This is a genomic window from Enterovibrio sp. FF113 (genome assembly GCF_041439165.1).
Classification (GTDB): domain Bacteria; phylum Pseudomonadota; class Gammaproteobacteria; order Enterobacterales; family Vibrionaceae; genus Enterovibrio; species Enterovibrio norvegicus_A.
In genome coordinates, this window is the sequence record NZ_JBGONO010000006.1 from 1 (window position 1) to 22,785 (window position 22,785).

Annotated in this window: 21 protein-coding genes and 6 tRNA genes; 14 read left to right on the forward strand and 13 right to left on the reverse strand. The window is 48.1% G+C overall.

The window, feature by feature from the left end:
• Positions 1-232: 232 nt before the first annotated feature.
• Positions 233-309 (reverse strand) — tRNA-Pro (locus ACED36_RS05965).
• A gap of 354 nt (positions 310-663) precedes the next feature.
• On the opposite strand from ACED36_RS05965, the gene ACED36_RS05970 reads away from it, so the two are divergent.
• Positions 664-804 carry a DUF3149 domain-containing protein gene (locus ACED36_RS05970; protein ID WP_016960630.1) on the forward strand — a complete coding sequence of 47 codons (141 nt, stop codon included), beginning with the start codon at positions 664-666 and terminating at the stop codon, positions 802-804.
• 198 nt (positions 805-1,002) lie between these two features.
• Positions 1,003-1,587 (forward strand): DNA endonuclease SmrA, encoded by a 585-nt coding sequence (gene smrA / locus ACED36_RS05975; protein ID WP_083248031.1) that lies wholly within the window; start codon positions 1,003-1,005, stop codon positions 1,585-1,587.
• A 110-nt stretch (positions 1,588-1,697) separates the two neighbouring features.
• On the opposite strand, the gene ACED36_RS05980 is transcribed toward smrA, so the two are convergent.
• From ACED36_RS05980 to ACED36_RS06000, 5 genes are all read right to left on the reverse strand, one after another.
• Positions 1,698-2,312 carry a LysE family translocator gene (locus tag ACED36_RS05980; RefSeq protein WP_016960628.1) on the reverse strand — a complete coding sequence of 205 codons (615 nt, stop codon included), beginning with the start codon at positions 2,310-2,312 and terminating at the stop codon, positions 1,698-1,700.
• Positions 2,309-2,731, reverse strand: coding sequence for a lysozyme inhibitor LprI family protein (locus ACED36_RS05985; RefSeq protein ID WP_016960627.1), 423 nt, complete (start codon positions 2,729-2,731; stop codon positions 2,309-2,311). The genes ACED36_RS05980 and ACED36_RS05985 overlap by 4 nt, the downstream gene beginning before the upstream one ends.
• A complete protein-coding gene (gene ybaK, locus ACED36_RS05990; RefSeq protein ID WP_371732932.1) occupies positions 2,728-3,210 on the reverse strand; it encodes a Cys-tRNA(Pro) deacylase in 483 nt (160 codons plus the stop codon). Before ybaK ends, ACED36_RS05985 begins: the two co-directional genes overlap by 4 nt.
• Before the next feature lie 162 nt (positions 3,211-3,372).
• Complete coding sequence (gene ushA / locus ACED36_RS05995) at positions 3,373-5,049, reverse strand: bifunctional UDP-sugar hydrolase/5'-nucleotidase UshA (RefSeq protein WP_371732933.1); 1,677 nt, start codon at positions 5,047-5,049, stop codon at positions 3,373-3,375.
• A gap of 205 nt (positions 5,050-5,254) precedes the next feature.
• Positions 5,255-6,598: a Na+/H+ antiporter NhaC family protein gene (locus tag ACED36_RS06000; protein WP_026024035.1), complete on the reverse strand. Its 1,344-nt coding sequence runs from the start codon at positions 6,596-6,598 to the stop codon at positions 5,255-5,257.
• A 278-nt stretch (positions 6,599-6,876) separates the two neighbouring features.
• On the opposite strand from ACED36_RS06000, the gene ACED36_RS06005 reads away from it, so the two are divergent.
• Entirely contained in the window at positions 6,877-8,745 is a 1,869-nt protein-coding gene (locus tag ACED36_RS06005) for a methyl-accepting chemotaxis protein (RefSeq protein ID WP_371732934.1), read from the forward strand.
• A 114-nt stretch (positions 8,746-8,859) separates the two neighbouring features.
• Here ACED36_RS06005 and kdsA read toward each other — a convergent pair whose 3' ends face one another.
• The 6 genes from kdsA to hemA all read right to left on the reverse strand — a co-directional run bounded on the left by kdsA (position 8,860) and on the right by hemA (position 14,213).
• Positions 8,860-9,714 carry a 3-deoxy-8-phosphooctulonate synthase gene (gene kdsA, locus ACED36_RS06010; RefSeq protein ID WP_016960622.1) on the reverse strand — a complete coding sequence of 285 codons (855 nt, stop codon included), beginning with the start codon at positions 9,712-9,714 and terminating at the stop codon, positions 8,860-8,862.
• 13 nt (positions 9,715-9,727) lie between these two features.
• The gene (locus tag ACED36_RS06015) at positions 9,728-10,537 is read right to left on the reverse strand and encodes a SirB1 family protein (protein WP_016960621.1); all 810 of its coding nucleotides are present in this window, start codon (positions 10,535-10,537) and stop codon (positions 9,728-9,730) included.
• A gap of 2 nt (positions 10,538-10,539) precedes the next feature.
• Positions 10,540-10,923: a SirB2 family protein gene (locus tag ACED36_RS06020; protein ID WP_016960620.1), complete on the reverse strand. Its 384-nt coding sequence runs from the start codon at positions 10,921-10,923 to the stop codon at positions 10,540-10,542.
• Between the two features lie 82 nt (positions 10,924-11,005).
• Positions 11,006-11,851, reverse strand: coding sequence for a peptide chain release factor N(5)-glutamine methyltransferase (gene prmC / locus ACED36_RS06025; RefSeq protein ID WP_017004704.1), 846 nt, complete (start codon positions 11,849-11,851; stop codon positions 11,006-11,008).
• Positions 11,851-12,939 (reverse strand): peptide chain release factor 1, encoded by a 1,089-nt coding sequence (gene prfA / locus ACED36_RS06030; protein ID WP_016960618.1) that lies wholly within the window; start codon positions 12,937-12,939, stop codon positions 11,851-11,853. Before prfA ends, prmC begins: the two co-directional genes overlap by 1 nt.
• Positions 12,940-12,953: 14 nt before the next feature.
• Positions 12,954-14,213 (reverse strand): glutamyl-tRNA reductase, encoded by a 1,260-nt coding sequence (gene hemA / locus ACED36_RS06035; protein ID WP_016960617.1) that lies wholly within the window; start codon positions 14,211-14,213, stop codon positions 12,954-12,956.
• A gap of 313 nt (positions 14,214-14,526) precedes the next feature.
• Between hemA and lolB the strand changes: the two genes are divergently transcribed.
• The 11 genes from lolB (at position 14,527) to ACED36_RS06090 (ending at position 21,463) form a co-directional block, all read left to right on the forward strand.
• The gene (lolB, locus tag ACED36_RS06040) at positions 14,527-15,135 is read left to right on the forward strand and encodes a lipoprotein insertase outer membrane protein LolB (protein ID WP_016960616.1); all 609 of its coding nucleotides are present in this window, start codon (positions 14,527-14,529) and stop codon (positions 15,133-15,135) included.
• Complete coding sequence (gene ispE / locus ACED36_RS06045) at positions 15,132-16,007, forward strand: 4-(cytidine 5'-diphospho)-2-C-methyl-D-erythritol kinase (protein ID WP_016960615.1); 876 nt, start codon at positions 15,132-15,134, stop codon at positions 16,005-16,007. The genes lolB and ispE overlap by 4 nt, the downstream gene beginning before the upstream one ends.
• Before the next feature lie 42 nt (positions 16,008-16,049).
• Entirely contained in the window at positions 16,050-16,997 is a 948-nt protein-coding gene (locus tag ACED36_RS06050) for a ribose-phosphate pyrophosphokinase (protein WP_026024034.1), read from the forward strand.
• A 202-nt stretch (positions 16,998-17,199) separates the two neighbouring features.
• On the forward strand, positions 17,200-17,790 hold the full coding sequence (gene pth / locus ACED36_RS06055; RefSeq protein WP_016960613.1) for an aminoacyl-tRNA hydrolase: 591 nt from the start codon (positions 17,200-17,202) through the stop codon (positions 17,788-17,790).
• Positions 17,791-17,816: 26 nt separating this feature from the next.
• Positions 17,817-18,908, forward strand: coding sequence for a redox-regulated ATPase YchF (ychF, locus tag ACED36_RS06060; protein WP_371732935.1), 1,092 nt, complete (start codon positions 17,817-17,819; stop codon positions 18,906-18,908).
• 230 nt (positions 18,909-19,138) lie between these two features.
• A tRNA-Met gene (locus tag ACED36_RS06065) sits at positions 19,139-19,215 on the forward strand.
• 28 nt (positions 19,216-19,243) lie between these two features.
• Positions 19,244-19,328 (forward strand) — tRNA-Leu (locus tag ACED36_RS06070).
• A 77-nt stretch (positions 19,329-19,405) separates the two neighbouring features.
• Positions 19,406-19,490 (forward strand) — tRNA-Leu (locus ACED36_RS06075).
• 73 nt (positions 19,491-19,563) lie between these two features.
• A tRNA-Leu gene (locus tag ACED36_RS06080) sits at positions 19,564-19,648 on the forward strand.
• Positions 19,649-19,684: 36 nt separating this feature from the next.
• Positions 19,685-19,759: transfer RNA gene (locus ACED36_RS06085), tRNA-Gln, on the forward strand.
• Between the two features lie 222 nt (positions 19,760-19,981).
• Positions 19,982-21,463 carry a YdiU family protein gene (locus ACED36_RS06090; protein ID WP_371732936.1) on the forward strand — a complete coding sequence of 494 codons (1,482 nt, stop codon included), beginning with the start codon at positions 19,982-19,984 and terminating at the stop codon, positions 21,461-21,463.
• 43 nt (positions 21,464-21,506) lie between these two features.
• On the opposite strand, the gene ACED36_RS06095 is transcribed toward ACED36_RS06090, so the two are convergent.
• The gene (locus ACED36_RS06095) at positions 21,507-22,667 is read right to left on the reverse strand and encodes a 2-octaprenyl-3-methyl-6-methoxy-1,4-benzoquinol hydroxylase (RefSeq protein WP_371732937.1); all 1,161 of its coding nucleotides are present in this window, start codon (positions 22,665-22,667) and stop codon (positions 21,507-21,509) included.
• Between the last annotated feature and the right edge of the window lie 118 nt (positions 22,668-22,785).

Consider the following 22,785-nt stretch of genomic DNA (forward strand, 5'->3'; position numbering starts at 1 on the left):
CCCCGACCCTCTGGTCCCAAACCAGATGCGCTACCAAGCTGCGCTATTCACCGAGATTTTGCGTTTTTTTGAGATGCTTTCAGAGGGTCACCCTCTGCTCCGCTATTCCCAAGATCCGGATGCGCTACTAAGCTGCGCTATTCACCGAACTTTGTTCTTTGTCAGCCGTTAAGCTAACTAATGATAAGACGATCTTGAAACTCGTTCATTGATATCTCACCACTTTAAATAGTGGTCGGTGAAGAGGGATTCGAACCCCCGACCCTCTGGTCCCAAACCAGATGCGCTACCAAGCTGCGCTATTCACCGAATATTTTTGTGTTTCTTCGAAGCGCTATCAGAGGGTCACCCTCTGGTCCACTACTCCCAAGAGCCGGATGCGCCACAAAACTGCGCTATTCACCGACAATCTCTGTTTACGCAATGCGTCTCAGAGGTCGCTATAATACTCATCCTTGTACGAGACTCAAGTATTTTATCATCATTTTTGCTCGTTACGGACCGTTCGCTCAAAGGATCACCAATCCGAGGCAAATTGCGACCTTGAACACAGTTGAATTGTCACGTGGCACTAACACGCTGTTCACTTGATCTGGATCATCGATGAATCGTTCACCAATTGGCAACCTAGTCTTAACTTTCACAGACATAGGAATCACAAAAATGGACTTCTGGTTAGACCTACTTTTCGGAAACGCAATTGGCCTCTCCTCAATGATCGTCATTTTTGTTGCTATTGGCATGATCACGTTTATGGGTGGTTTCTTTGTTTACAAAGCGCTTCAAGAGCCTGAAACGCACTAATTTCATTGAAGCTGCTAACTGAAAAATTTGGTTGCTTACGCCAGAGTATACAAGGCGCTCTGGCCTTTTTTTTCTCATTACAAGAAAAGAAGTTTGCCGCAATTTTTCCCATTTCTGCATTTTCCGCGGCACGATCTACAAGACCTGCGCGCAAATTACAATTATACTCCAGCGATGCTTCACCAATCCGTAACGACTATGAACGGTAATAATGAGTCCGATATTTTTCGGGAAATGATGGCTGATGTAGCGCCGATTGATCACGATACGGTGGAAAGAACCAGCCATCCGCACAAACCCTCTGACGCACAGCTTGCTCGTCAACTTGCTGCGCAGCGACTCTCTGACGGCGATCCTCAGTACCTTTCTCTTGATTATGCCAAGATGCTTAAGCCGGAAGATACCGTTGGTTACAAGCGTGCAGGTGTACAAGATGGTGTGTTCAAAAAACTGCGTTTAGGCAAGTATGATATCCAAGCGCGACTGGATCTTCACAAGTTCACTTTGAAGGACGCGCGTGAAGAAATCCTCAAATTCCTGAAACAATGCCAACGTATGGACATTCGCACTGTTATCGTTGTACATGGAAAAGGTGAACGTTCAACACCACAGGCTCAAATGAAGAGTTATGTCTGTCAGTGGCTTGAACAGATCAGTGATGTGCAATGTTTCCACTCAGCACTACGCCATCAGGGCGGTGCAGGTGCAGTGTACGTTTTGATTAAAAAGAGCCAAGAAAAAAAGCTAGAAACGCGCGATCGCCACTTGAACCGCCGCAGTTAGCGTCCGTCATCACTGATAACAAATGACACGAATAACGTAAAAAGGAGCGAATACATCGCTCCTTTTTTGTTGTTTGATACGCAGCCAAATCGACTGACACGATTGCTAGCCTATAGGGTCACAATCACACGAGCAGCTAACCCGAGCAGCACTAACCCGCATAGCTTATCAATCAATACCGCATTTTGTTTTAGCGTTTCTAACATACGGCTGGATGACAGAGCCAGTGCGACGAGCGTATACCAAAGCCCATCAATCAAGAACGGCGTGATCACAATGACAGATCGGCTAAAGGTATCCGTACCAATGGCGACAAACTGGCTGAACAACGCTAAAAAGAACAACGCCAGTTTTGGATTAAGCACCGAAATCATTGCGCCATCTCGTGCCGCTTCCAATAACGTCGTTTTCTCGCCTTTTTCAAGTTTCGCCGCAACGCCACCTTTTGCACGCAGCGACTTAATCCCTAGCCAAGCAAGGTAAGCAGCACCTGCATAGGTAATAAACGTAAATACCATCGGCGATTCTTTTAAAATCACAGCCAACCCAAGCAAGGTTAATAGCGCATAAAAGCCAACACCCAATGCATGCGCCCATGCTGCGACAATGCCGTGTAATCGACCACCCGCAAGACTGTGACGAACCATAACAACTAAGCTAGGTCCCGGTGACATTGCGCCTAACAGACATACCAATACCAAACTTAGCCATACAGACAGGCTCACTTCACACTCCTCTTCATGCCCATTAGGCTATTTAAGCGAACAATTTGCTCATTGGTGAGTTCAAGCATACAGCTAAGGTAGCCTTGCCCACTGCCTGAACCAGATGCATAACTGGCCTCGACCATTTTACATTGCTCTTCACGCCACACATTGAAACCAGCGACCGCTTTACCTTCTGCTGCAACAGCGTTAGAAGACGATGACATTTGATCCAGCTTAATAAAGTGAGCGTTGAGTGCCGCCACCGTTTTTTCCAGTTTAGCCTGCGCCATCTGCCAGTGGTTATCGAGACAGGCAGTCACTTCAACATGGGTTTCAAACGCTTTGTAACACGTCAAAAGTGCTGATTCTGGTTTCTCCGCCGCGGCAGAAAAAGGTAAGCACACTAGCATGAATGCGGGTAACCCTTTGTGCATCATTTGCTCTCCTTTCCAATTGAAGCCATCTTCCCTTGGGTTAACGCCACTAAATCCGATGGTGATAGCTCGATCTCTAGTCCACGACGACCCGCACTGACATAAATCGTCTTAAAGTGTGCAGCGCTGGCATCAAGCAATGTCGGCAAACGCTTTTTCTGACCCAGTGGACTGATCCCTCCCACGACATAACCCGTGGTTTTTTCTGCGATGTCGGGGTTCGCCATTTCCGCCTTTTTGGCACCCGCCGCCTTGGCAGTCGCTTTTAAATCCAATTGCCCCACAACGGGAACAATCGCCACGCCGAGCTTTTTAGGGTCGCCATTCATGGCAAACAGCAGGGTCTTGAACACACGCGTAGGATCTTGCCCAAGCACAGATGCCGCTTCTAGGCCGAAATGAGTGTTGTTAGGGTCATGCTCATAGCTATGCACGTGGAATGCGATGCCTGACTTCTCTGCGAGGGTAATGGCCGGTGTCATAATAATTTCTCTCGAGCGTGGCGAAGGCCAGTTAACATGTTACAGCCAATGACCTTACTAATACTGTTGCGATAATGACATAAAAAAAGGCACTGTCACCAGTGCCTTTTTAGCCAGAGCGTGATAGTGCAAGTGTTTACTTGCACTTCAATTCACAAGTCTTTACTTGTAAACGATATCGCCAGTTGGCTCATACTTGTTCACATCAATTGGCGAGTTTTTCTCTAAGAAGTCTTTAAGCACTTCCGCATCTACAAAACCCGTGTTGACGTTGCCAGGGTGATCGGCAATTTTTGGATAGCCATCACCGCCTGCTGCGTTATAGCTTGGCACGGTGAAACGGTACGTTTTATTTGGATCCAGTGGCTCTCCACCAATCACAACGTCACTCACGCCTTCTGGAGAAACACTCATCGCAACACCATAAAATTGCGCATAGGCACCAGAATCAACGGATTTTGTCGCAACCACATTCAGATAGTCCAATACTTCAGCACCGCTCATGTCGGTGTAAGTCAGCATATTTCCAAACGGCTGAACGGTCAGGACGTCTTTGTAAGTCACGTCACCGCCTTCGATAGAATCACGCACGCCGCCTGAGTTCATCACGGCAAAATCTGCTTTCGCACGTTCTTGGTGTGCAGCGGCAATCATACGGCCCAGATTAGTTTGCTGGAAACGTACCACGTTGCGATCACCTTCCAGTTTTCCGTTGGTTTCCGCGATCTTGATGTTTAGCTGATCTTGGCCTTTGTCTTGGTAAGGTTTAAGGAAGTCATAAATCTCTTTGTCTTTAGGAATCTCGCTCTCGATAAAGACTCGCTTCTTCTCGCCGTTAACCTTTATTTTTTTCTTCAGGTTTACGGGGATCAGGTCGTAAGACACTAAGTTCAATTCGCCGTTACGGAATTCAAAGTCTGCCTTACCAACGTACTTACCCCATTCGTGCGCTTGAACAATCCAAGTGCCGTTTTGGTTGTCTGGCTTACACTCATCACCCGGTTTGAACGACTTGCTGTATACGTTTGGACCTTCCATGCACACTGGCTCTTGTGAGTGACCACCCACAATCATATCCAGCGAACCACCGTCAAGATAACGCGCAAGCGCCACGTCACCCGGCGCGTTCACGCCACGATTACCATCTTCATAGTGACCCATGTGTGTGGTCGCAATGATGATGTCAGGCTTTACGGTTTTCTCTAGCTCAGCAATCAGCTTTTTCGCTTCTTCTTTTGGATCACGAAAATCTAGCTCGCCAATGTATTCTGGATTACCGATTTTTGCTGTGTCTTCGGTAGTCAAACCGATAACCGCAATGCGTAGCCCATTCTTTTCGAAAATTTCGTAGGCCTGATATTTACGTTCACCCGTCGCTTTGTCGTAAATATTCGCTGACAGCATTGGGAAGTCAGCCCACTGCATTTGCTTTTCTAGCACGTCGAGCGTGTTATCAAATTCGTGGTTGCCCAGAGCCATCGCGTCATAACCAATCATGGTCATACCCTTGAAATCTGGTTCTGCGTCAAGTAAATCAGACTCTGGAACACCTGTATTTATGTCACCGCCAGACAGCAACAGCACCGAGGCACCCTGCGCTTCAGCTTCCGTGCGTAAGTGGTCGATAAGCGTCTTACGTGCTGCCATACCGTACTCGCCATGGCGATTATGCCAAAAGCGACCATGGTTATCATTGGTATGAAGAATAGTGACGTTATAGGTGGTATCTGGTTGCCAACCTTGCACAACTTCCGTTGTTTCAGTGGTGGTTGAACAGCCAGCCAATGAGGCCAGCAATGCAGCACTAATGGCTACTTTCAGAGAAAGGCGATCCTTCATGGGTGTACCTATATTTGTTGAGAACTTTAAAGCTAGCGTATGTCTAGCTTCTAGATTGATTAACGAAGATTTTCGTCATTTTCACGAAACAGTCTAAATATATCCGTTAATCATCACATTGTTCTTTCAACAAACTGCCGCCCAGATCACTGAAAAACACCCTATAGGTAGACATCTAATGCCCGCTACAGGGTGTTTGTGGTGGTTATTTCGCCGCGAGTTGTCGCTTTGAGCGCGCGATGGCAAAACCTGCGGATATCGCCAAAAGGAAACAGTAATAAGACTGTCCAACCACGGAAAGTGGCGACAATTCAAAAATAGACCCCAATAGCAATGCTTGAGCGCCATAAGGCAACATGCCTTGGATGACACAGGAGAATATATCCAACAAGCTTGCACTGCGTTTTGGTGCCACATCATGTTGCGTTGACAACTCTTTCGCCACACCACCAGCCACAATGATCGCCACCGTGTTATTGGCAGTGCAGAAATTCGTCAAGCTAACAAGAAGCGCGATACCCGCTTCACTCGCACGCGGTGAGCCTTTTTCAGCCGACTTGTCCGCACGTGACAAGATAAGTTTGCTTAGTTTCTCAGTAACAAAAGCAAGCCCGCCCTGCTGACGCATCAACTCAGCCAGACCTCCGATAAGCAAAGACAACAGGAAGATCTCCTGCATGTTGCCAAAGCCCGCGTAAACATCCTGACTGAATGTCATCACGCTGTAGCCATCGGTTTGCGCCAAGCCCACTACTCCTGCGAATACAATGCCGATAGTCAGCACCACAAACACATTAATGCCGTATACCGCCAACGCCAGAATAGTTAAATAAGGCAACACGGCTAACCAATCAATCTCACCTGCCACTGGGGCTTGTGTGACTTCATTAGCAAAGAAGAAAATCAACAATGTCACCAACGCTGCAGGGACCGCAATTTTTACGTTCTCTCGAAATTTGTCTTTCATGTGACACCCTTGCGAACGCGTTGCCGCAATGGTGGTGTCTGAAATGATCGAAAGATTGTCACCAAACATCGCGCCGCTCAATACCACACCTGCCATCAACGCGGCATCTATACCCGTGCTATCGGCTATTCCCAGCGCAACAGGCGCAACGGCGGCGATGGTGCCCATGGACGTCCCCATTGATGTCGCAATGAAGGCAGAAATGAGGAATAAGCCTGGCAGAATGAAACTAGAAGGGAGTATCGCCAAGCCTAAATTAACGGTCGCATCCACCCCGCCCGTCGCTTTTGCGACCGCAGAGAATGCACCGGCCAACAGATAAATCAGACACATTGCCGTTATGTCACGGTGCGACACACCTTCAATAAACTGGCCAATCGCTGTGTTCAATTTATCTTTGCTCATCAACACCGCCAGCATGATGGCAGGCAATACCGCTATCGGTGCTGGGAGCTGATAAAACGCGAATTCAATATTCTGAGTGGAGAAATATACGCCCGTACCAATGAACAGGCACAGGAAAACCCCAAAGGGCAGCAGCGCGAGCGCTGAAGGTGTAATGTCGGATTGCTTCTGTGTCATGTCATGTTGCATATATTTTGTGAAGTTGGACGCAGAGTAAAAGGAAACGCCCATCACGTCAATAAATAGACGTCTAAACGTCCGCATATATTTATCTTCATTGCCCACACTTCTTGGTTTGAAACAAGCTCACACTATGATGTCTTTTTGCTAAAGCATTCACTATCAGTGCCGATACCACACGTCATACAAATAACAATATTGACAATAACAACATAGCGATTGGCCCCTTTGGCGCCTTTCCTTTGAATTCTCGAGTAAGCTGCAAGGAACGTAAGATGACACTCAAACAAAAACTCATAGGCACTTGCCTTGTTGCCGTGATGGCAATGGCAACTGTTCTCTCATTACTGGCAGCCAATCAACTGTCTACGCAAACTCAACAGAGCCTAGAGTATCGCGTGAAAAGTATGTCTGAAGTCGCTAAAGTGGGATTCACTGATTGGTTAGAGGCGCACTCGGTGGCGATGTCTGGCTTCATTCAAACCATGCCCCACAATGATGAAATCAACGCCCTGGAAATGCTGCAATTATCAGGCAAGTTTGCGATGACGTTTTATGCGCAAACCGATGGCACACTTGTATTGGCGAACGGCGCAAGCGTAGACATCGACCCTCGTCAGCGTCCTTGGTACCTTGAAGCAGTCAAAGAAGGCAAGACGATTTGTACCGACCCATACCGTGATGCGCTAACAGGCGAAACCATGGTTACTGTTGCCACACCCGTGTATCAAAATGGTCAGCTGACCGGCGTTGTCGGCGGAGATATCAGTCTTCGCAAAGTCGTCAGTGATTTGTCTCAGTTTAATTTTGGTGAAAATGCATTCGGCATGCTGTTTAGTGACAGTGGCACGCTAATCGCGCATAGAGATCCAGCCCTAAATAGCAGGCCTGTCACCCAATACAATCCCGCGCTAAACCTTTCTGTTGTTCGTCAAGCCACGCAGAACAGCGAATTGGTACAAACCACACTCAATGGCAGCAACAAAGCCTACTTCTTTACTGAATTACCACTAGCCCAATGGTTTATCGGTATTGAGTTGGATATGGAAACGGAACTGGCGGAACATCACAGTGCTGTGACCACTCTGATTTTAACCAGTCTTGCCGTGACACTGGTGGTTTTAGTGCTATCAGTGTGGCTGGTGAATGTACTGTTTCGCGATCTGAACCGTGTGGCTACTGCAATGGCAGAAATTGCCAGTGGTGATGCGGATTTAACACAGCGTCTCACCCCTCACAGCAATGATGAAGTGGGTCAACTTGCCCATAACTTCAATACCTTTGTTACCAATATGCACACGATGGTCTCGCATCTAAAAGATGTAGGTGAGTCACTGTCAGTGCAAGCGAATAACGCAGCCGACCAAGCAGGTATTCGCAGCGCACGTATTCGTGGTCAGCAAGATGAAATCAGCATGGTTGCCACCGCCATTAATCAAATGGCAGCAGCGACACAAGAAATCGCAGGCAGCGCAGAAAATACCGCACAACTGTCAAAAGAGGCTGTTGGGTCTTCTGAATCAGGCGCATCCCAGGTTATGCAGAGTCAACAATCTATCGGCAATCTGTCCGTAGAGGTGGAGTCAGCAACCTCGGTTATTGCGGAGCTGCAATCGCACACCCAAAGCATCAACTCTATCTTGTCGACCATTCAGGACATAGCAGAGCAAACTAACCTATTGGCGTTGAATGCGGCCATTGAAGCGGCCCGCGCAGGTGAGCAAGGTCGTGGCTTTGCGGTAGTTGCAGATGAAGTTCGTGTGCTCAGTCAGCGCACACATGATTCAACCCGCGAAATTCAGTCCACCATTGAAACACTGCAAAGCACCACCCATTCTGCAGTTAAAATCATGGAAGGCAGCCGCCACCTTGCGACCACCAGCGTTGAAGATGCGAATAGCGCCACCGACAGCTTGTCACAAATCACGACCTCGGTTTCCACCATCAGTGACATGGCCACACAAATTGCTTCCGCTGCAGAAGAGCAATCTCTGGTAACAGCAGAAATAACACGCAATACAGAAGCTGTGCGCAGTGCGTCAGATGAATTGGCACAAGAAGCCAACGACGCATCCCAACAAGCAAGTGAGCTTTCCCAATTGTCCAAACAACTGAATGCTGAAATTTCTCGCTTCCACTTGTAGTAAAAATTGATGCCAACGCATCAAGGTAATGACGACAACAAAACGTAAAAAAGCCGGCGTAAGCCGGCTTTTATTTTGTATCAGTTTGCCTGATAAGCTAACGCAATAAACGCCTTAGCGAATATCTAATTCATCAAAGCTTTTCACCAGATCGTCCAGTGCTTTCATTTGCTTTAAGAATGGCTCTAGCTTATCCAGTGGCAAGGCAGAAGGTCCGTCACAACGCGCGTTGTCTGGATCTGGGTGTGCTTCAATAAACAGACCCGCAATCTTGGTGCCTAAACCTGCACGCGCCAAATCCACAGTTTGTGAACGACGACCACCCGATGCTGCACCCAACGGGTCACGGCATTGCAGTGAATGCGTCACATCAAAGATGATTGGGCTGCCATTGCTGGCTTTTTTCATTACGTCAAAGCCCAGCATATCAACAACCAAGTTGTCATAGCCCATGCATGAGCCACGCTCACACAGAATAATTTTTTCGTTTCCGCACTCAGCAAACTTGTCGACGATGTTGCCAACCTGACCTGGGCTCATGAACTGAGGTTTTTTCACGTTGATAACAGCATTGGTTTTCGCAAACGCTTCCACCAGGTCGGTTTGACGTGCAAGGAATGCCGGTAGTTGAATCACATCAACCACTTCAGAAACTGGCTGTGCTTGCCAAATTTCATGAACGTCGGTGATCACTTTCACGCCGAACGTTTCTTTCAGCTCTTGAAAGATTTTCATGCCTTCATCGAGGCCTGGACCACGATAAGAATGCACTGATGAGCGGTTAGCTTTGTCGAAAGACGCTTTAAAAACGTATGGAATACCCAGTTTTTGCGTCACTTCCGCGTAATGCTCACAAATCTGCATCGCAAGATCGCGAGACTCCAACACATTCATTCCGGCAAAAAGAACAAATGGCTTGTCGTTAGCAACGTTAATATCGCCAATCTGAACTGTTTTTTGTGCTGTCATGCTACATTCCTGATTAATGGAAAATAGGGGCTTCTGCAGTCAACACTTTGACCTGCAGTTTCAAAAGCTCAGCGGCCGGATCATTGGGACACTGAGCAATAAAGTATTCGTAGTCTTCTGCCGCAACCCAGTCACATTTTAGCTGCTGGAAGATATAGCCACGGTCTCGAATTTCATAAGGATCATCAGGGCTAAAGGACAATGCTAGCTCACTGCAGCGTAACGCCATGGCGTAATTTTCTTCACGAAGCAATGCGCTTTTAATCACTGCCAACCAACGGCCAATCAAGGTCGGGTTATCCGTTCCTTCAAGGTGTTCGGGTTGTAGCTGTGCCATTGAGCCTTCTTTGCCCACTAGCCAACCGCGCAACACACGTGGTGATAAAAACTCGCCATCAAACGGGTTAATATACTGCGCTTCGCGATGATGCCAATCCACTTTCAAGATTAGCTGAGTGGGAAAACCAACAGGTTCTAGCGGTAAATCCAAGCGATCAGCAAAGAAAAGGAAAATGGCGCCCAGACTTACCGGGATACCTTTGCGACGCTTCAATACTTTTTCGACAAAGGCATTGTCGGATGAAAAGTATTGTTCGAAGTCTCCTTTGAATCCCCATTCTTTGTAGAATAGGCGGATTAAGCCTTCCAGCCGAAGCTCATCATTGGTTTCTCCCGCCAAAAGATGTTCAGCATCCTTGGCAAGCACTTCTAGCTCCGCACGCACCCAATGCATGGATGTGGCGGGATCAACGGCGGCATTGAGTGCTAATGCACCCTCGACCATCGTTAGCGCATCTAATTCCTGATCAGTAAACTCGATCATATTTACCCCAACAACTGCGGTGTTTTGGTGATCGCTAAGTTAGCGGCCGCAAATACCCAACCTAAAGCACCAAAAAAGGCAAAGAGTCTAAACAGTGTGCCCTGGCTGTAATGCAGAGCCACGTATCCCAGCGCGATATAAGCCAGTACACAGGTCAATTTCTCTGTCATCCAAACGGCGCTTGGCGTGAAGGGAATAAAGCCAGTGATGGCGATCAGCGCGATCCCCGTTGCTAACAATCCAGTATCAATAATGTGTGGAACGACTTTAACCCACTTTTTTTCCAACATTTTGCTGCCCATCATAAGCCACGCAAAACGAAGGATAAAAAGGCTTACACTCAAGGCGATAAACAAAAAGTGGGAGTGCTTCAATGCAGCGTACATAATCCGTAATTCTCTATTTCGTTATTGATAGTCGTATCTATCGGCAACTTTACTTGTCGGCAGATATTTGAGGTAATGGGTATTAGCGCGTCGAACGACCTAGCGTAACACGATCATGTCCTGCATAGTCTTGCTGGGTTTCAACATCGTAAAATCCAGCCTCTGTAAACAGTGCCCTGACGGCATCACCTTGATCGAAGCCATGTTCAATCAATAGCCAGCCATCGCGACTGAGATACTGAGGGCTTTGCTGACAAATGTGGCGAATATCCGCCAACCCATGTTCATCTGCAATTAATGCCGTTTTCGGTTCAAAGCGCACATCACCTTGAGCAAGGTGCGGGTCTTCGGGGTCGATATACGGGGGGTTACTGACAATCATGGTAAAGGTTTGTGCAGGAATTTTATCAAACCAGCTACTTTGAACAAATTGGGCATTGGTAATGTGGTTTTCGCGTTGATTGCGTTGAGCCAGTGCCACTGCTTCAGGCCGCAAATCCACACCCGTGACTTGGATGTCACGACGCTCACTGGCCATAGACAGCGCAATAGCACCCGTTCCTGTGCCAAGATCTAACACATTCCCTTCACCCGTAGGTAAACGCGCCAACGCCAATTCAACCAATCGTTCGGTATCAGGACGTGGGATCAATGTGCTGGGTTCGACACTCAGTCGCAACGACCAAAAATCACGATAGCCAATAATGTACGCAACAGGCTCGCCCAATTTTCGACGTTCAATCAGCGCATCAAAATCTTTGCTTTCTTGCTCAGACAAGACTTTGTCCGACCAGGTGTACAAGTAGCTGCTCGGTTTATCAAGCACATGACAAAGCAACACCGAGGCATCAATCCTCGGTGACGGGCTTTGGTGATCGGCTAACAAAAGTGCTGCATCACGCAGCGCATGTTCGATAACGGTTGGCATTAGTGCTGTTCAGCCAGCGCCGCCAGTTGATCTGCTTGGAACTCAAGAGCGATTGGCTCAATCAAGCAATTCATATTGCCTTCCATCACTTCATCCAAGCGGTATACCGTCAGGGTGATACGGTGATCAGACACACGGCTCTGCGGGTAGTTATAGGTACGGATACGATCCGAACGATCACCAGAACCCAACAGGTTACGTCGTGTGCTTGCCTGCTCTGCCGCCAGCTTCTCTTCTTGCGCTTTAATCAAACGCGCGGCCAGCACAGACATCGCTTTGGCTTTGTTTTTGTGCTGTGAACGTTCGTCCTGACATTCGACCACGGTGCCCGTTGGCAAGTGAGTAATACGAATAGCAGAATCGGTGGTGTTGACGTGCTGACCACCCGCGCCCGATGAACGGAAGGTGTCAATTTTCAAATCAGATGGATTAATATCTGGAACTTCCGCTTCTGGAACCTCAGGCAAAATCGCGACGGTACATGCAGAAGTATGAACACGACCTTGCGATTCTGTTGCTGGCACACGCTGGACTCGGTGACCACCTGATTCAAACTTCATCACACCGTAAGCACCATCACCTGAGATCTTGGCAACCATTTCTTTGTAACCGCCCTGCTCAGAGCTATTGGCGTTAATGACTTCAACACGCCAGCCTTTTGATTCTGCAAAACGGCTGTACATGCGGAACAAGTCACCTGCAAATATACCCGCTTCATCACCGCCTGCACCGGCGCGAATTTCAAGAAAACAGTTGCGGTCATCGTTCGGGTCTTTTGGCAGCAGCAGAACTTGAAGTTCTTCTTCTAGGCGTTCGATTTCCACTTTCGTGGTTTTGATTTCTTCTTGCGCCATTTCGCGCATTTCAGGATCGTCTTCGTCCGCCATTTCTTTTGCGGCGGCTAGGTCTTCTTCAGCTTGCTGATAAAGGACAAAGCACTTGGTCACTTCTTCTAGCTGACTGTATTCTTTCGACAAGGCGCGGAATCTGTTCTGATCACCGATAACACCAGGGTCACCCAGTAGATGTTGTACTTCTTCGTAACGCTCAGCGAGCGCTTCTAATTTGGCGAGAATAGATGGTTTCATAGTAAGTTTTACAACTATTTTAGGGGATCCAAACCTAAGCTCTGACGCAGCGTGTCGAGTGTACGCTCATCACCATTTCTGGCAGCTTCCTGCATGGCCTGAGTCGGCGCATGGATCAATTTATTGGTCAGTTTATTGCTCAGTTCAGCCAGCACTTTTTGTGGGTCTGCACCGCTAGCCAGCGCCTGTAGGCTTTTACTGAGCAATTCATTTTTTAGTGCTTCAGAATCTGCACGATATTGTTTAATGCTGTCCACGGCGTCGCGTGAGCGCATCCAGGTCATAAACCCATGGCTTTCTTCTTCAACGATGGCTTCAGCCTGAACGGCTGCGGCTTTTCGTTGCTCTCGATTGCGTTCGACAATCGAGTGTAAATCATCGACGGTATACAAATAGGCGTCATTAAGCTCGCCCACTTCTTCTTCAATATCACGAGGCACGGCAATGTCGATCAGCAGCATGGGCTGATGCCGGCGTGCTTTCAAGGCTTTTTCCACCATCCCTTTACCGATAATCGGCAATGGCGCGGCGGTCGAGCTGATCACGATATCGGCCTTGTGCATGTGCTCGGGAATTTCTTCCAACGAGATCACTTTTGCCCCAAAGGCATCTTCAAACGGCTTGGCTCTTTCACGCGTTCGGTTTGCTACGATGATGTTTTTACATTCGTGCTCATACAAATGCTTAGCAACCAGTTCAATAGTTTCACCCGCTCCCACTAGCAATGCGGTTGAGGCTTCCAAAGATTCGAAGATCTGACGCGCCAAGGAACAAGCCGCAAACGCAACAGAAACGGCGTTGCCGCCAATATCAGTTTCGGTACGAACACGCTTGGCAACCGTAAAGGTTTTATGAAATAAACGCTCTAACGGGCCGTTAATCGCATTGAGCTCAACGGATTCCGCATAGGCTTGTTTGACTTGCCCAAGGATCTGAGGCTCTCCCAACACAAGCGAATCTAACCCACAGGCAACACGCATTAAGTGTTGTGCAGCAGCTTGATCATGATGGGTGTATAAGCAAGGAAGTAAGGCATCACTGTCCAGGCTGTGGAAATCACGAAGCCAATCCACGACTGCACCTGGGCTAGGTTGGTCTAATTCACAATAGATCTCGGTTCGGTTACAGGTAGATACAATAACCCCACTCTGCACGACCTGCTTTTCTTTCAGCTGGTGTAGTGCATCGCGAAGTTGTTGCTGTGAAAAGGCGACCTTTTCACGCAAGTCGACCGTAGCGGTCTTATGATTAATTCCGAGAACTAGCAAGCTCATTAAGCAGGGTTACCGACAGCACCAGATGAAATCCGAACCGTGGATTTTACGTTATGGGCTCGTCGAATAAAAGATAACATTAGTTTCCTGTTCCCGCTAACAACCAGAAGTGTGACTATTTCGCACTCAATGCGAATTTTTCGTCCATTTTTTCAACAACTAATCATTGATTATATTTCAAGATGTCGCCCAACTTTCTGTTTCATTTGTCTGTTTGTGTGAATTTTCTTGATCTGTCGCGGATAAGCCACTGATGATTGCCGATAATTATCTGTATAATTGTTCGCGACCGCTATATAAACGGAGTTTCATCATGTCTCGCTCTATCAAGCTTGCTCTGACCTTCATGCTTGGTTTTCTCGCTCTTTCGGGATGCACTTCAGTGCCTGCACCGTCTACTGAGTGGCAAACCCACCAAGAGGCGCTCGCTGGTATTACAAACTTCACCGCAAAAGGCAAAGTGGCCCTGATCAGTCCAGAACAACGTGTTTCCGCCAACTTCCTCTGGCAACAAAAAGACGATGAACTCTCTTTAAGGCTCACTAATTTCCTTGGCACGACGTTATTAACGCTAGAGGCTACGCCTGACATCGCTATTTTGGTGGATAACGAAGGCCAGCGTTACGTCGGGCGAGATGCCGCCAGCCTGTTAGAAAAATTAACCGGTATTGCTTTACCCGTGGACGACATGACGCAATGGATCAAAGGATTGCCAACGGAGCAAAACGATTTCACCTTAGGTGCCGATAATCGGCTGGCTTTTTTAAGCGAAAACAGCGCCGAGTCCAATCAGCCAGGTTGGCAATTGGAATACAGCACCTATGATGCCAACACCGACAGTTTGCTTCCGGCCAAAATCAAAATGAACCAGAACACGCAAAAAGTGAATCTGGTGATTTCCGAATGGATCTACCCGCAATGACACAATCCGCAATAGAACAATACTCGGACACCACCACTTGGCCCTCCCCCGCCAAGCTGAATCTTTTTTTATATGTCACAGGTCAGCGCGAAAACGGCTACCACGACTTACAAACGCTGTTTCAATTTCTCGATTATGGCGACACGTTACATATCACGCCCAATGAAACAGACAAAATCACCCTATCGCCAGACATCGAAGGGGTAGCGGTTGAAGATAATCTCATTTATCGCGCAGCAATGACGCTAAAAGCCCAATCAGGCAGCAAGCAAGGCGCGCATATTCACATTGAAAAAATGCTACCAATGGGTGGCGGGCTTGGTGGGGGCTCTTCCAATGCAGCCACCACATTGGTCGCACTCAATCACCTTTGGAACACGGCACTATCAAGCGATGAACTGGCAGACCTTGGGCTAGCACTGGGCGCAGATGTCCCGGTATTTGTGCGCGGTGTGACAGCGTTTGCAGAAGGTGTTGGCGAAGTACTCCAACCCGCCTACGCTGAAGAAAAATGGTATCTGGTCGCAAAACCTGATGTTAGTATCGCAACAGCAAAAATTTTTGGTCATCCTAACCTGCCACGAGACACGCCAAAACGCGCATTAAATGTGCTATTGGCGGGAAATTACGAAAACGATTGCGAAAAGATAGTCAGAGAGTTGTTTCCAAAGGTTGATAAGGCCATTTCGTGGCTGGTAGAATACGCGCCGTCAAGATTGACTGGAACGGGTGCCTGTATTTTCGCGGAGTTCGAGAATGAGGACGACGCTCGTTTAACATTTAACAAATTGCCCGACTGGCTCACTGGTTTTGTAGCTTGTGGTGTGAACACTTCACCGCTCTTAACCACGCTAAAAGCGCAGAAACAATGAGACAGACAAAACTCAATGGATACAACCCCGAGGTTTTCCACCGTGCCTGATATGAAGCTGTTTGCTGGTAATGCAACGCCTGTGCTCGCCCAACGCATTGCGAATCGCCTATATATGTCACTAGGTGACGCTACCGTTAGCCGTTTTTCTGACGGCGAAGTGTGTGTACAAATCAACGAAAACGTACGGGGTAGCGACGTATTCGTTATCCAGTCGACGTGTGCACCTACCAATGACAACCTAATGGAATTGGTTGTGATGATCGATGCACTGCGTCGCGCATCTGCTGGTCGCATCACCGCAGTTATTCCTTACTTTGGTTACGCTCGCCAAGACCGCCGTGTGCGTTCTGCGCGTGTTCCAATCACTGCGAAAGTGATTGCAGACTTCCTATCTAACGTCGGTGTTGACCGCGTTTTGACGGTTGACCTGCACGCAGAGCAAATCCAAGGCTTCTTCGATGTACCCGTAGATAACATCTTCGGTACACCGGTACTGCTTGAAGATATGCTAGCGAAGAAACTGGAAGATCCAGTGGTCGTTTCTCCAGACATCGGTGGTGTTGTGCGTGCTCGTGCAACAGCAAAACTGCTGGACGACACTGACATCGCTATCATCGATAAACGCCGCCCACGTGCAAACGTGTCTCAGGTTATGCACCTGATTGGTGACGTTGAAGGCCGTGACTGCATCATCGTTGACGACATGATCGACACCGGTGGCACTCTGTGCAAAGCAGCAGAAGCGCTGAAAAACCGTGGTGCGAAGCGTGTATTCGCTTACGCAACACACGCGGTATTCTCAGGTAACGCGCCTCAAAACATCAAAGATTCTGTGATTGACGAAGTGATTGTCACCGACTCAATCCCGTTGAGTGCAGAAATGCAAGCGACGGGTAAAGTGTCTCAGCTGACGTTGTCAGGCATGCTGGCTGAAGCAATTCGCCGCATCAGCAATGAAGAATCAATCTCTGCAATGTTCGATTCTTAATCGACACCTTGTTAGAGTAAAACGCCTCGCTTTTGCGGGGCGTTTTGTTTTGCACAGTACTGACTCAAGCGAACTCTTTACGCCATCATTTTGAGGTCGCTTACGTATAGTGTTAGGATATGCCGCCTTTGGCGTTGGTCGGGTGGCGTCATCTGATCTTTAGCGCCTAACCGATGACAACCATAACAACGAGAATCTCACCGTGAGCGACCAAATTCGTCTTTTAGTGGGTCTGGCGAATCCTGGACCAGAATATTCAAAAACCCGTCACAATGCGGGAGCTTGGGTCGTTGAAGAGTTAGCACGTATTCATAATGTGCAACTGAAAGAAGACAAAAAATATTTCGGTTTAACGGCCAGAATTAGCATGGGTGGTGAAGATCTACGTTTATTGATCCCAACAACATTCATGAATCTGTCCGGTAAATCTGTGGCTTCACTGGCCAATTTCTTCCAAATAAAACCGGAAGAGATCATGGTAGCTCACGATGAGCTAGACTTGCCGCCAGGTGTTGCCAAGTTCAAAAAGGGTGGTGGGCATGGCGGTCATAATGGTCTGCGTGACATCATCAGCAAGATGGGCAACAACAAAGAGTTTTATCGTCTTCGCATCGGGATCGGACATCCCGGCCACAAAGACAAAGTAGCGGGTTTTGTATTAACGAAAGCCCCTGCTAATGAACAAAGCCAAATCGAAGAAGCTGTCGACGAAGCCGTTCGCTGTATCGACATTCTGCTGAAAGATGATTTAGCTAAGGCGCAGAACCGCCTTCATACATTCAAGGCGCAATAATATTTTTAACGAAAGGTTACCATCTCATGGGTTTTAAATGCGGTATCGTTGGCCTGCCAAACGTAGGTAAATCAACACTGTTCAACGCTCTGACCAAAGCCGGTATCGAAGCGGCAAACTTCCCGTTCTGTACTATCGAGCCAAACACGGGTGTGGTACCTGTGCCTGATCTGCGTCTGGATGCGCTTGCGAAAATCGTTAACCCACAACGTATTTTGCCAACCACGATGGAATTCGTAGACATCGCGGGCTTGGTTGCTGGTGCGTCAAAAGGTGAAGGTCTGGGTAACAAATTCCTTGCAAACATCCGCGAAACTGACGCGATCGGTCACGTTGTTCGTTGTTTCGAAAACGACAACATCATCCACGTCGCTGGCAAAGTTGACCCTGCTGACGACATCGAAGTGATCAACACGGAACTGGCACTGTCAGATTTGGAAGCATGTGAGCGCGCTATTCAGCGTCAAGCGAAGAAAGCAAAAGGCGGTGATCGCGACGCGAAAATCGAGATCGCTGTGCTTGACAAGCTTCTTCCTGTGCTGGAAGAAGGCAACATGCTGCGTTCAGTAGAGCTGACCAAAGAAGAAAAAGCTGCGGTTGATTACCTCAACTTCCTGACCATGAAACCAACCATGTACATCGCGAACGTTAACGATGACGGTTTTGAAAACAACCCATACCTCGACATCGTGCACGCGATCGCTGAAAAAGAAGGTGCTACCGTTGTTGCTGTTTGTGCTGAAATCGAAGGCGAGCTGTCTGAACTAGAAACAGACGAAGCGGCAGTATTTCTTGAAGAAATGGGCTTGGAAGAACCAGGTCTAAACCGTGTGATTCGTGCTGGCTACGACCTGCTAACATTGCAAACCTACTTCACCGCTGGCGTAAAAGAAGTGCGTGCATGGACGGTTGCAGTTGGTTCAACCGCGCCACAAGCTGCCGGTAAGATCCACACTGACTTCGAAAAAGGCTTTATTCGCGCCGAAATCATCGGTTACGACGATTTCATCACTAACAACGGTGAAGCCGGCGCGAAAGTTGCGGGCAAATGGCGTTTGGAAGGCAAAGAATATATCGTTAAAGACGGTGATGTTATTCACTTCCGCTTTAACGTGTAATTTGGCTTCATTGATGAAATTTTAAAAGCTGGCTTTTGCCAGCTTTTTTATTTTTCAGCGCCTGTTTTTACCTAAAACCGCTTAATTCGATCAAAAAACGGCCCTCCCTGCTCAAAATCCAAGCGAAGACACCAAATCACTGAAAAAACCGCGGGAAAAAGGTTGACGGGGTCTTAGCTTCTTCGCATAATGCGCCCCGCACTCAGGGGAGACCCTGACGAAAATAAGATGGCTACGTAGCTCAGTTGGTTAGAGCACATCACTCATAATGATGGGGTCACAGGTTCGAATCCCGTTGTAGCCACCATTCTTTTTTCAGTGCCAAGCAATACAAAGCGGAAGTGGCGAAATTGGTAGACGCACCAGATTTAGGTTCTGGCGCCGCAAGGTGTGAGAGTTCAAGTCTCTCCTTCCGCACCATCTATCTTGTTTCTCTCAACGTTTAACGTTGAATAGAAGGTTTCAGACAAGACTAAAAAACTGAAACGACTAGGATTGCGGAAGTGGCGAAATTGGTAGACGCACCAGATTTAGGTTCTGGCGCCGCGAGGTGTGAGAGTTCAAGTCTCTCCTTCCGCACCAATCCTCTTGTTCTTTATTTGCGCTTTAATGCATAGTAGAGACGGTCAGACAAGATAGAAAACTGATCAAAAATGCGGAAGTGGCGAAATTGGTAGACGCACCAGATTTAGGTTCTGGCGCCGCGATGTGTGAGAGTTCAAGTCTCTCCTTCCGCACCATACTTTAAGACTCATGCTTCATTGCGTGAACTCTGTTGGGATATCGCCAAGCGGTAAGGCAGCGGCTTTTGATGCCGCCATTCCCTGGTTCGAATCCAGGTATCCCAGCCACAACATTTAAAAGCTCGCTCTCAGCGAGCTTTTTTTGTTTCTGATTTCCTTCTTTTTGTACTCCTTCCCCCTCTTTATTTCTGCCTGTACCCGTAACATTTTCCTTGGCGTCTGTATGGTTGAATTGGTATTGAATCCCTGTAGGCTTATGGTGAACATGTGCTGATCGGATCGCTTTCGATCGCGTATCAAACCGTTTGTACGACAGGGACGCAGTAAAACATGAACAAAAATGACAACCTCAGCAATCCTATTCAACATCAGGTTTATCACGCTCTTCCTGATGATGTTTACAGCGACGTCCCGCCGGTGCGCGTCGAGCAGCCTTCGCTACTCGCTCTCAATCACGATCTGCTTTCACAATACGGCCTCGCCTCATCATGGTTTGAAAGCGCAGAGGGCATTAACTTTCTTGCCGGTAATCATGACTATGCCGAGCAACATCCTATTGCTATGGGCTATGCCGGTCATCAGTTTGGTCACTACTCTCCGCAGTTAGGTGATGGACGGGCTCATATGCTGGGGCAATTTAAAGACGCTAACGGCCAATTAATCGATGTACAACTCAAAGGCTCGGGACGCACACCCTATTCCCGAGGTGGTGATGGTCGTGCCACGCGAGGCGCAGTGATCCGAGAGTACCTCATCAGCGAAGCCATGGCTGGGTTAGGCATCCCCACTACACGAACATTGGCCATGATATCGACGGGCGATCAAGTGATGCGCGACTACCAAATGGTGCCTGGTGCCATTCAAGTACGCACCGCAACCAGCCATATTCGCGTCGGCTCTTTCCAGTATGCTTATGCCAAACTGGGTGAGAGCGGCGTAAAAGCACTGGCGGACTTTCTTATTGAGCATCACTTTTCCGATATTACTGAAAGTGACGATAAATACCTCGCGTTGTTTGAAGCGATTTGTGTGCGTCAGGCAAACCTTATTGCACAGTGGATGTTAGTCGGCTTCATTCATGGTGTGATGAACACAGACAATATGTCGCTGGTGGGTGAAACCATCGATTTTGGTCCATGCGCATTTATGGATGAATTCAAAACAAACAAAGTGTTTAGTTCTATCGACCGTGAGAGTCGTTATGCTTGGGACCAACAGGCCAATATTGGCTATTGGAATTTACAGCGTCTCGCTGAAACCTTCTTGCCACTGTTAGATAGCGATTCGGACAAAGCCGTAGAGAAGGTACAAGCACCACTGACCACCTACATCAACACATTCCAGCATGCCTTTGAGCAAGGGCTCAAACGAAAATTAGGCGTAACGGTATCAACACCAGATGCGGAAGACTTTGTTAACCATGCACTGCCGATGGTTGCCGCTGAGGGTATGGACTTTACTCAATTTTTTGATGCGCTTACACGCGTAGCACAGGGTTCGCCTAACAGTGACGTTCTGGCTTTGTTCTCAAACCAAGAAAAAGGCGAGCAGTGGTTGAACAGTTGGCAGGAAATTAGGGAACACTCAACCGAGACAGTGAGTGCGATGCGAACCGCGAATCCCACGCTTGTCGCGAGAAATCATCAGGTAGAGCAGGCGATTCAAGATGCGACAGAGCGTGACGATTTTGCTCTATTCCATCGTTTGAATGAGGCATTGAAAACACCGTATACCGTGAGTGAAGAAAACCAAGACTTACAAGCCGCGCCGGCACCTAACGAGCGCGTGCTTAGAACCTTCTGCGGGACTTAACTTAACCAAACGTTGAAAGTATATTCGAAAACAAAAATGGGGCTCAAAGCCCCATTGCGTATTTCAAAACCTGCTTCTTTATTGGGCCGCTTTTCTCCGCCAGCTTTAGTCCAACATTGCGTAGCAATTTCAGCGGCGCAATTTCATTGCTAAATCCAGCATAGAAGAGATCCATGCCCGCCTGCATGATGAGGTTATCGGGTTTACGTTTACGCTCGTAGGCTGCCAGCACTGAGTCATTGAGCCATTCCACGCCAGCATCAGCAGCCACATCCAATAACGCGTCCACGTCTTTAAATCCGAGATTAACACCCTGACCCGCCAGTGGGTTGATGGTATGCGCAGCATCACCGAGCACCACCACATTATTGCGATAATAAGACTGCGCATGGCGTCGGGTAAGCGGAAACGCACCGTGTTGAAGCACCTCAATATCACCTAGCTCTTTAGGGAAGTGGCTCAAGATTTCTTGTTTCAGCGCTGCAGGTGTCATAGCACCAAGTTGTTTAATGCGTGAGGGTGAGTCATACCACACCAACGAACCTTGATGACCAGTAAGAGGCAGGAATGAGCGCGGTCCATCCGGCGTAAACCATTGCCATGTGACATCTTGCTGAGGCAATTCGGTTTTCACATTAATCAACATACAGTGTTGGCGATAATCCCAAGCAGTCACACCAATGTTGGCATAATCTCGAACGCGGGAATTCGCACCATCAGCGCCCACTAACCAGCGCCCATGAAGCACCTCGCCGCTTTCCAATTCTACGCGGTGTCCATCACCATCAGGCTGCATGGCAACAATATTGGCAGGACACAGCAAAGCCAGATTTTCTTGCGCTTCACAGGCCTTCCAAAGCGCCAGTTGAAGCACACGGTTTTCAACGATAAAACCTAGTTCAGACAAATCCATACTTTGCGCATCAAAGCGGATACGGCACTCAGGATGCTCCCAGGTTTCAAGGCGACGATACGGACACAGGCGCATTTTGAGCACCGAATCCCATACCTTGAGCGAAGTAAGCAGTGATACAGATGCTGGCGAAATAGCCGACACACGTAAGTCCATTGGCTGCTCTGGCGAAAAAGCCTGTGGCGCAATACGCTCCACCATTGCCACGCGTTTTCCTTGTCTGGCAAGACCAAGCGCTGTCGCCGCCCCCACCATACCGCCACCGACGACGATAATATCGAATTGTTTCATAACACAATCTCTTTAAGTCCTGAGGGCATTTTACCCTTCACGCCACCAATTGCGACTCCCTCTGACCTCTGCACCACATAAATCCTGCAAAAAATTGGGGAGAAGGTGATCTGGTCAC

Coding starts and splice junctions, on each gene's coding strand:
- ACED36_RS05970 (WP_016960630.1), top strand. CDS start 664: ATGGACTTCTGGTTAGACCTACTTTTCGGAAACGCAATTGGCCTCTCC.
- smrA (WP_083248031.1), top strand. CDS start 1,003: ATGAACGGTAATAATGAGTCCGATATTTTTCGGGAAATGATGGCTGAT.
- ACED36_RS05985 (WP_016960627.1), bottom strand. CDS start 2,731: ATGATGCACAAAGGGTTACCCGCATTCATGCTAGTGTGCTTACCTTTT.
- ybaK (WP_371732932.1), bottom strand. CDS start 3,210: ATGACACCGGCCATTACCCTCGCAGAGAAGTCAGGCATCGCATTCCAC.
- ushA (WP_371732933.1), bottom strand. CDS start 5,049: ATGAAGGATCGCCTTTCTCTGAAAGTAGCCATTAGTGCTGCATTGCTG.
- ACED36_RS06000 (WP_026024035.1), bottom strand. CDS start 6,598: ATGACACAGAAGCAATCCGACATTACACCTTCAGCGCTCGCGCTGCTG.
- ACED36_RS06005 (WP_371732934.1), top strand. CDS start 6,877: ATGACACTCAAACAAAAACTCATAGGCACTTGCCTTGTTGCCGTGATG.
- kdsA (WP_016960622.1), bottom strand. CDS start 9,714: ATGACAGCACAAAAAACAGTTCAGATTGGCGATATTAACGTTGCTAAC.
- ACED36_RS06015 (WP_016960621.1), bottom strand. CDS start 10,537: ATGATCGAGTTTACTGATCAGGAATTAGATGCGCTAACGATGGTCGAG.
- ACED36_RS06020 (WP_016960620.1), bottom strand. CDS start 10,923: ATGTACGCTGCATTGAAGCACTCCCACTTTTTGTTTATCGCCTTGAGT.
- prmC (WP_017004704.1), bottom strand. CDS start 11,851: ATGCCAACCGTTATCGAACATGCGCTGCGTGATGCAGCACTTTTGTTA.
- prfA (WP_016960618.1), bottom strand. CDS start 12,939: ATGAAACCATCTATTCTCGCCAAATTAGAAGCGCTCGCTGAGCGTTAC.
- hemA (WP_016960617.1), bottom strand. CDS start 14,213: ATGAGCTTGCTAGTTCTCGGAATTAATCATAAGACCGCTACGGTCGAC.
- lolB (WP_016960616.1), top strand. CDS start 14,527: ATGTCTCGCTCTATCAAGCTTGCTCTGACCTTCATGCTTGGTTTTCTC.
- ispE (WP_016960615.1), top strand. CDS start 15,132: ATGACACAATCCGCAATAGAACAATACTCGGACACCACCACTTGGCCC.
- ychF (WP_371732935.1), top strand. CDS start 17,817: ATGGGTTTTAAATGCGGTATCGTTGGCCTGCCAAACGTAGGTAAATCA.
- ACED36_RS06090 (WP_371732936.1), top strand. CDS start 19,982: ATGAACAAAAATGACAACCTCAGCAATCCTATTCAACATCAGGTTTAT.
- ACED36_RS06095 (WP_371732937.1), bottom strand. CDS start 22,667: ATGAAACAATTCGATATTATCGTCGTCGGTGGCGGTATGGTGGGGGCG.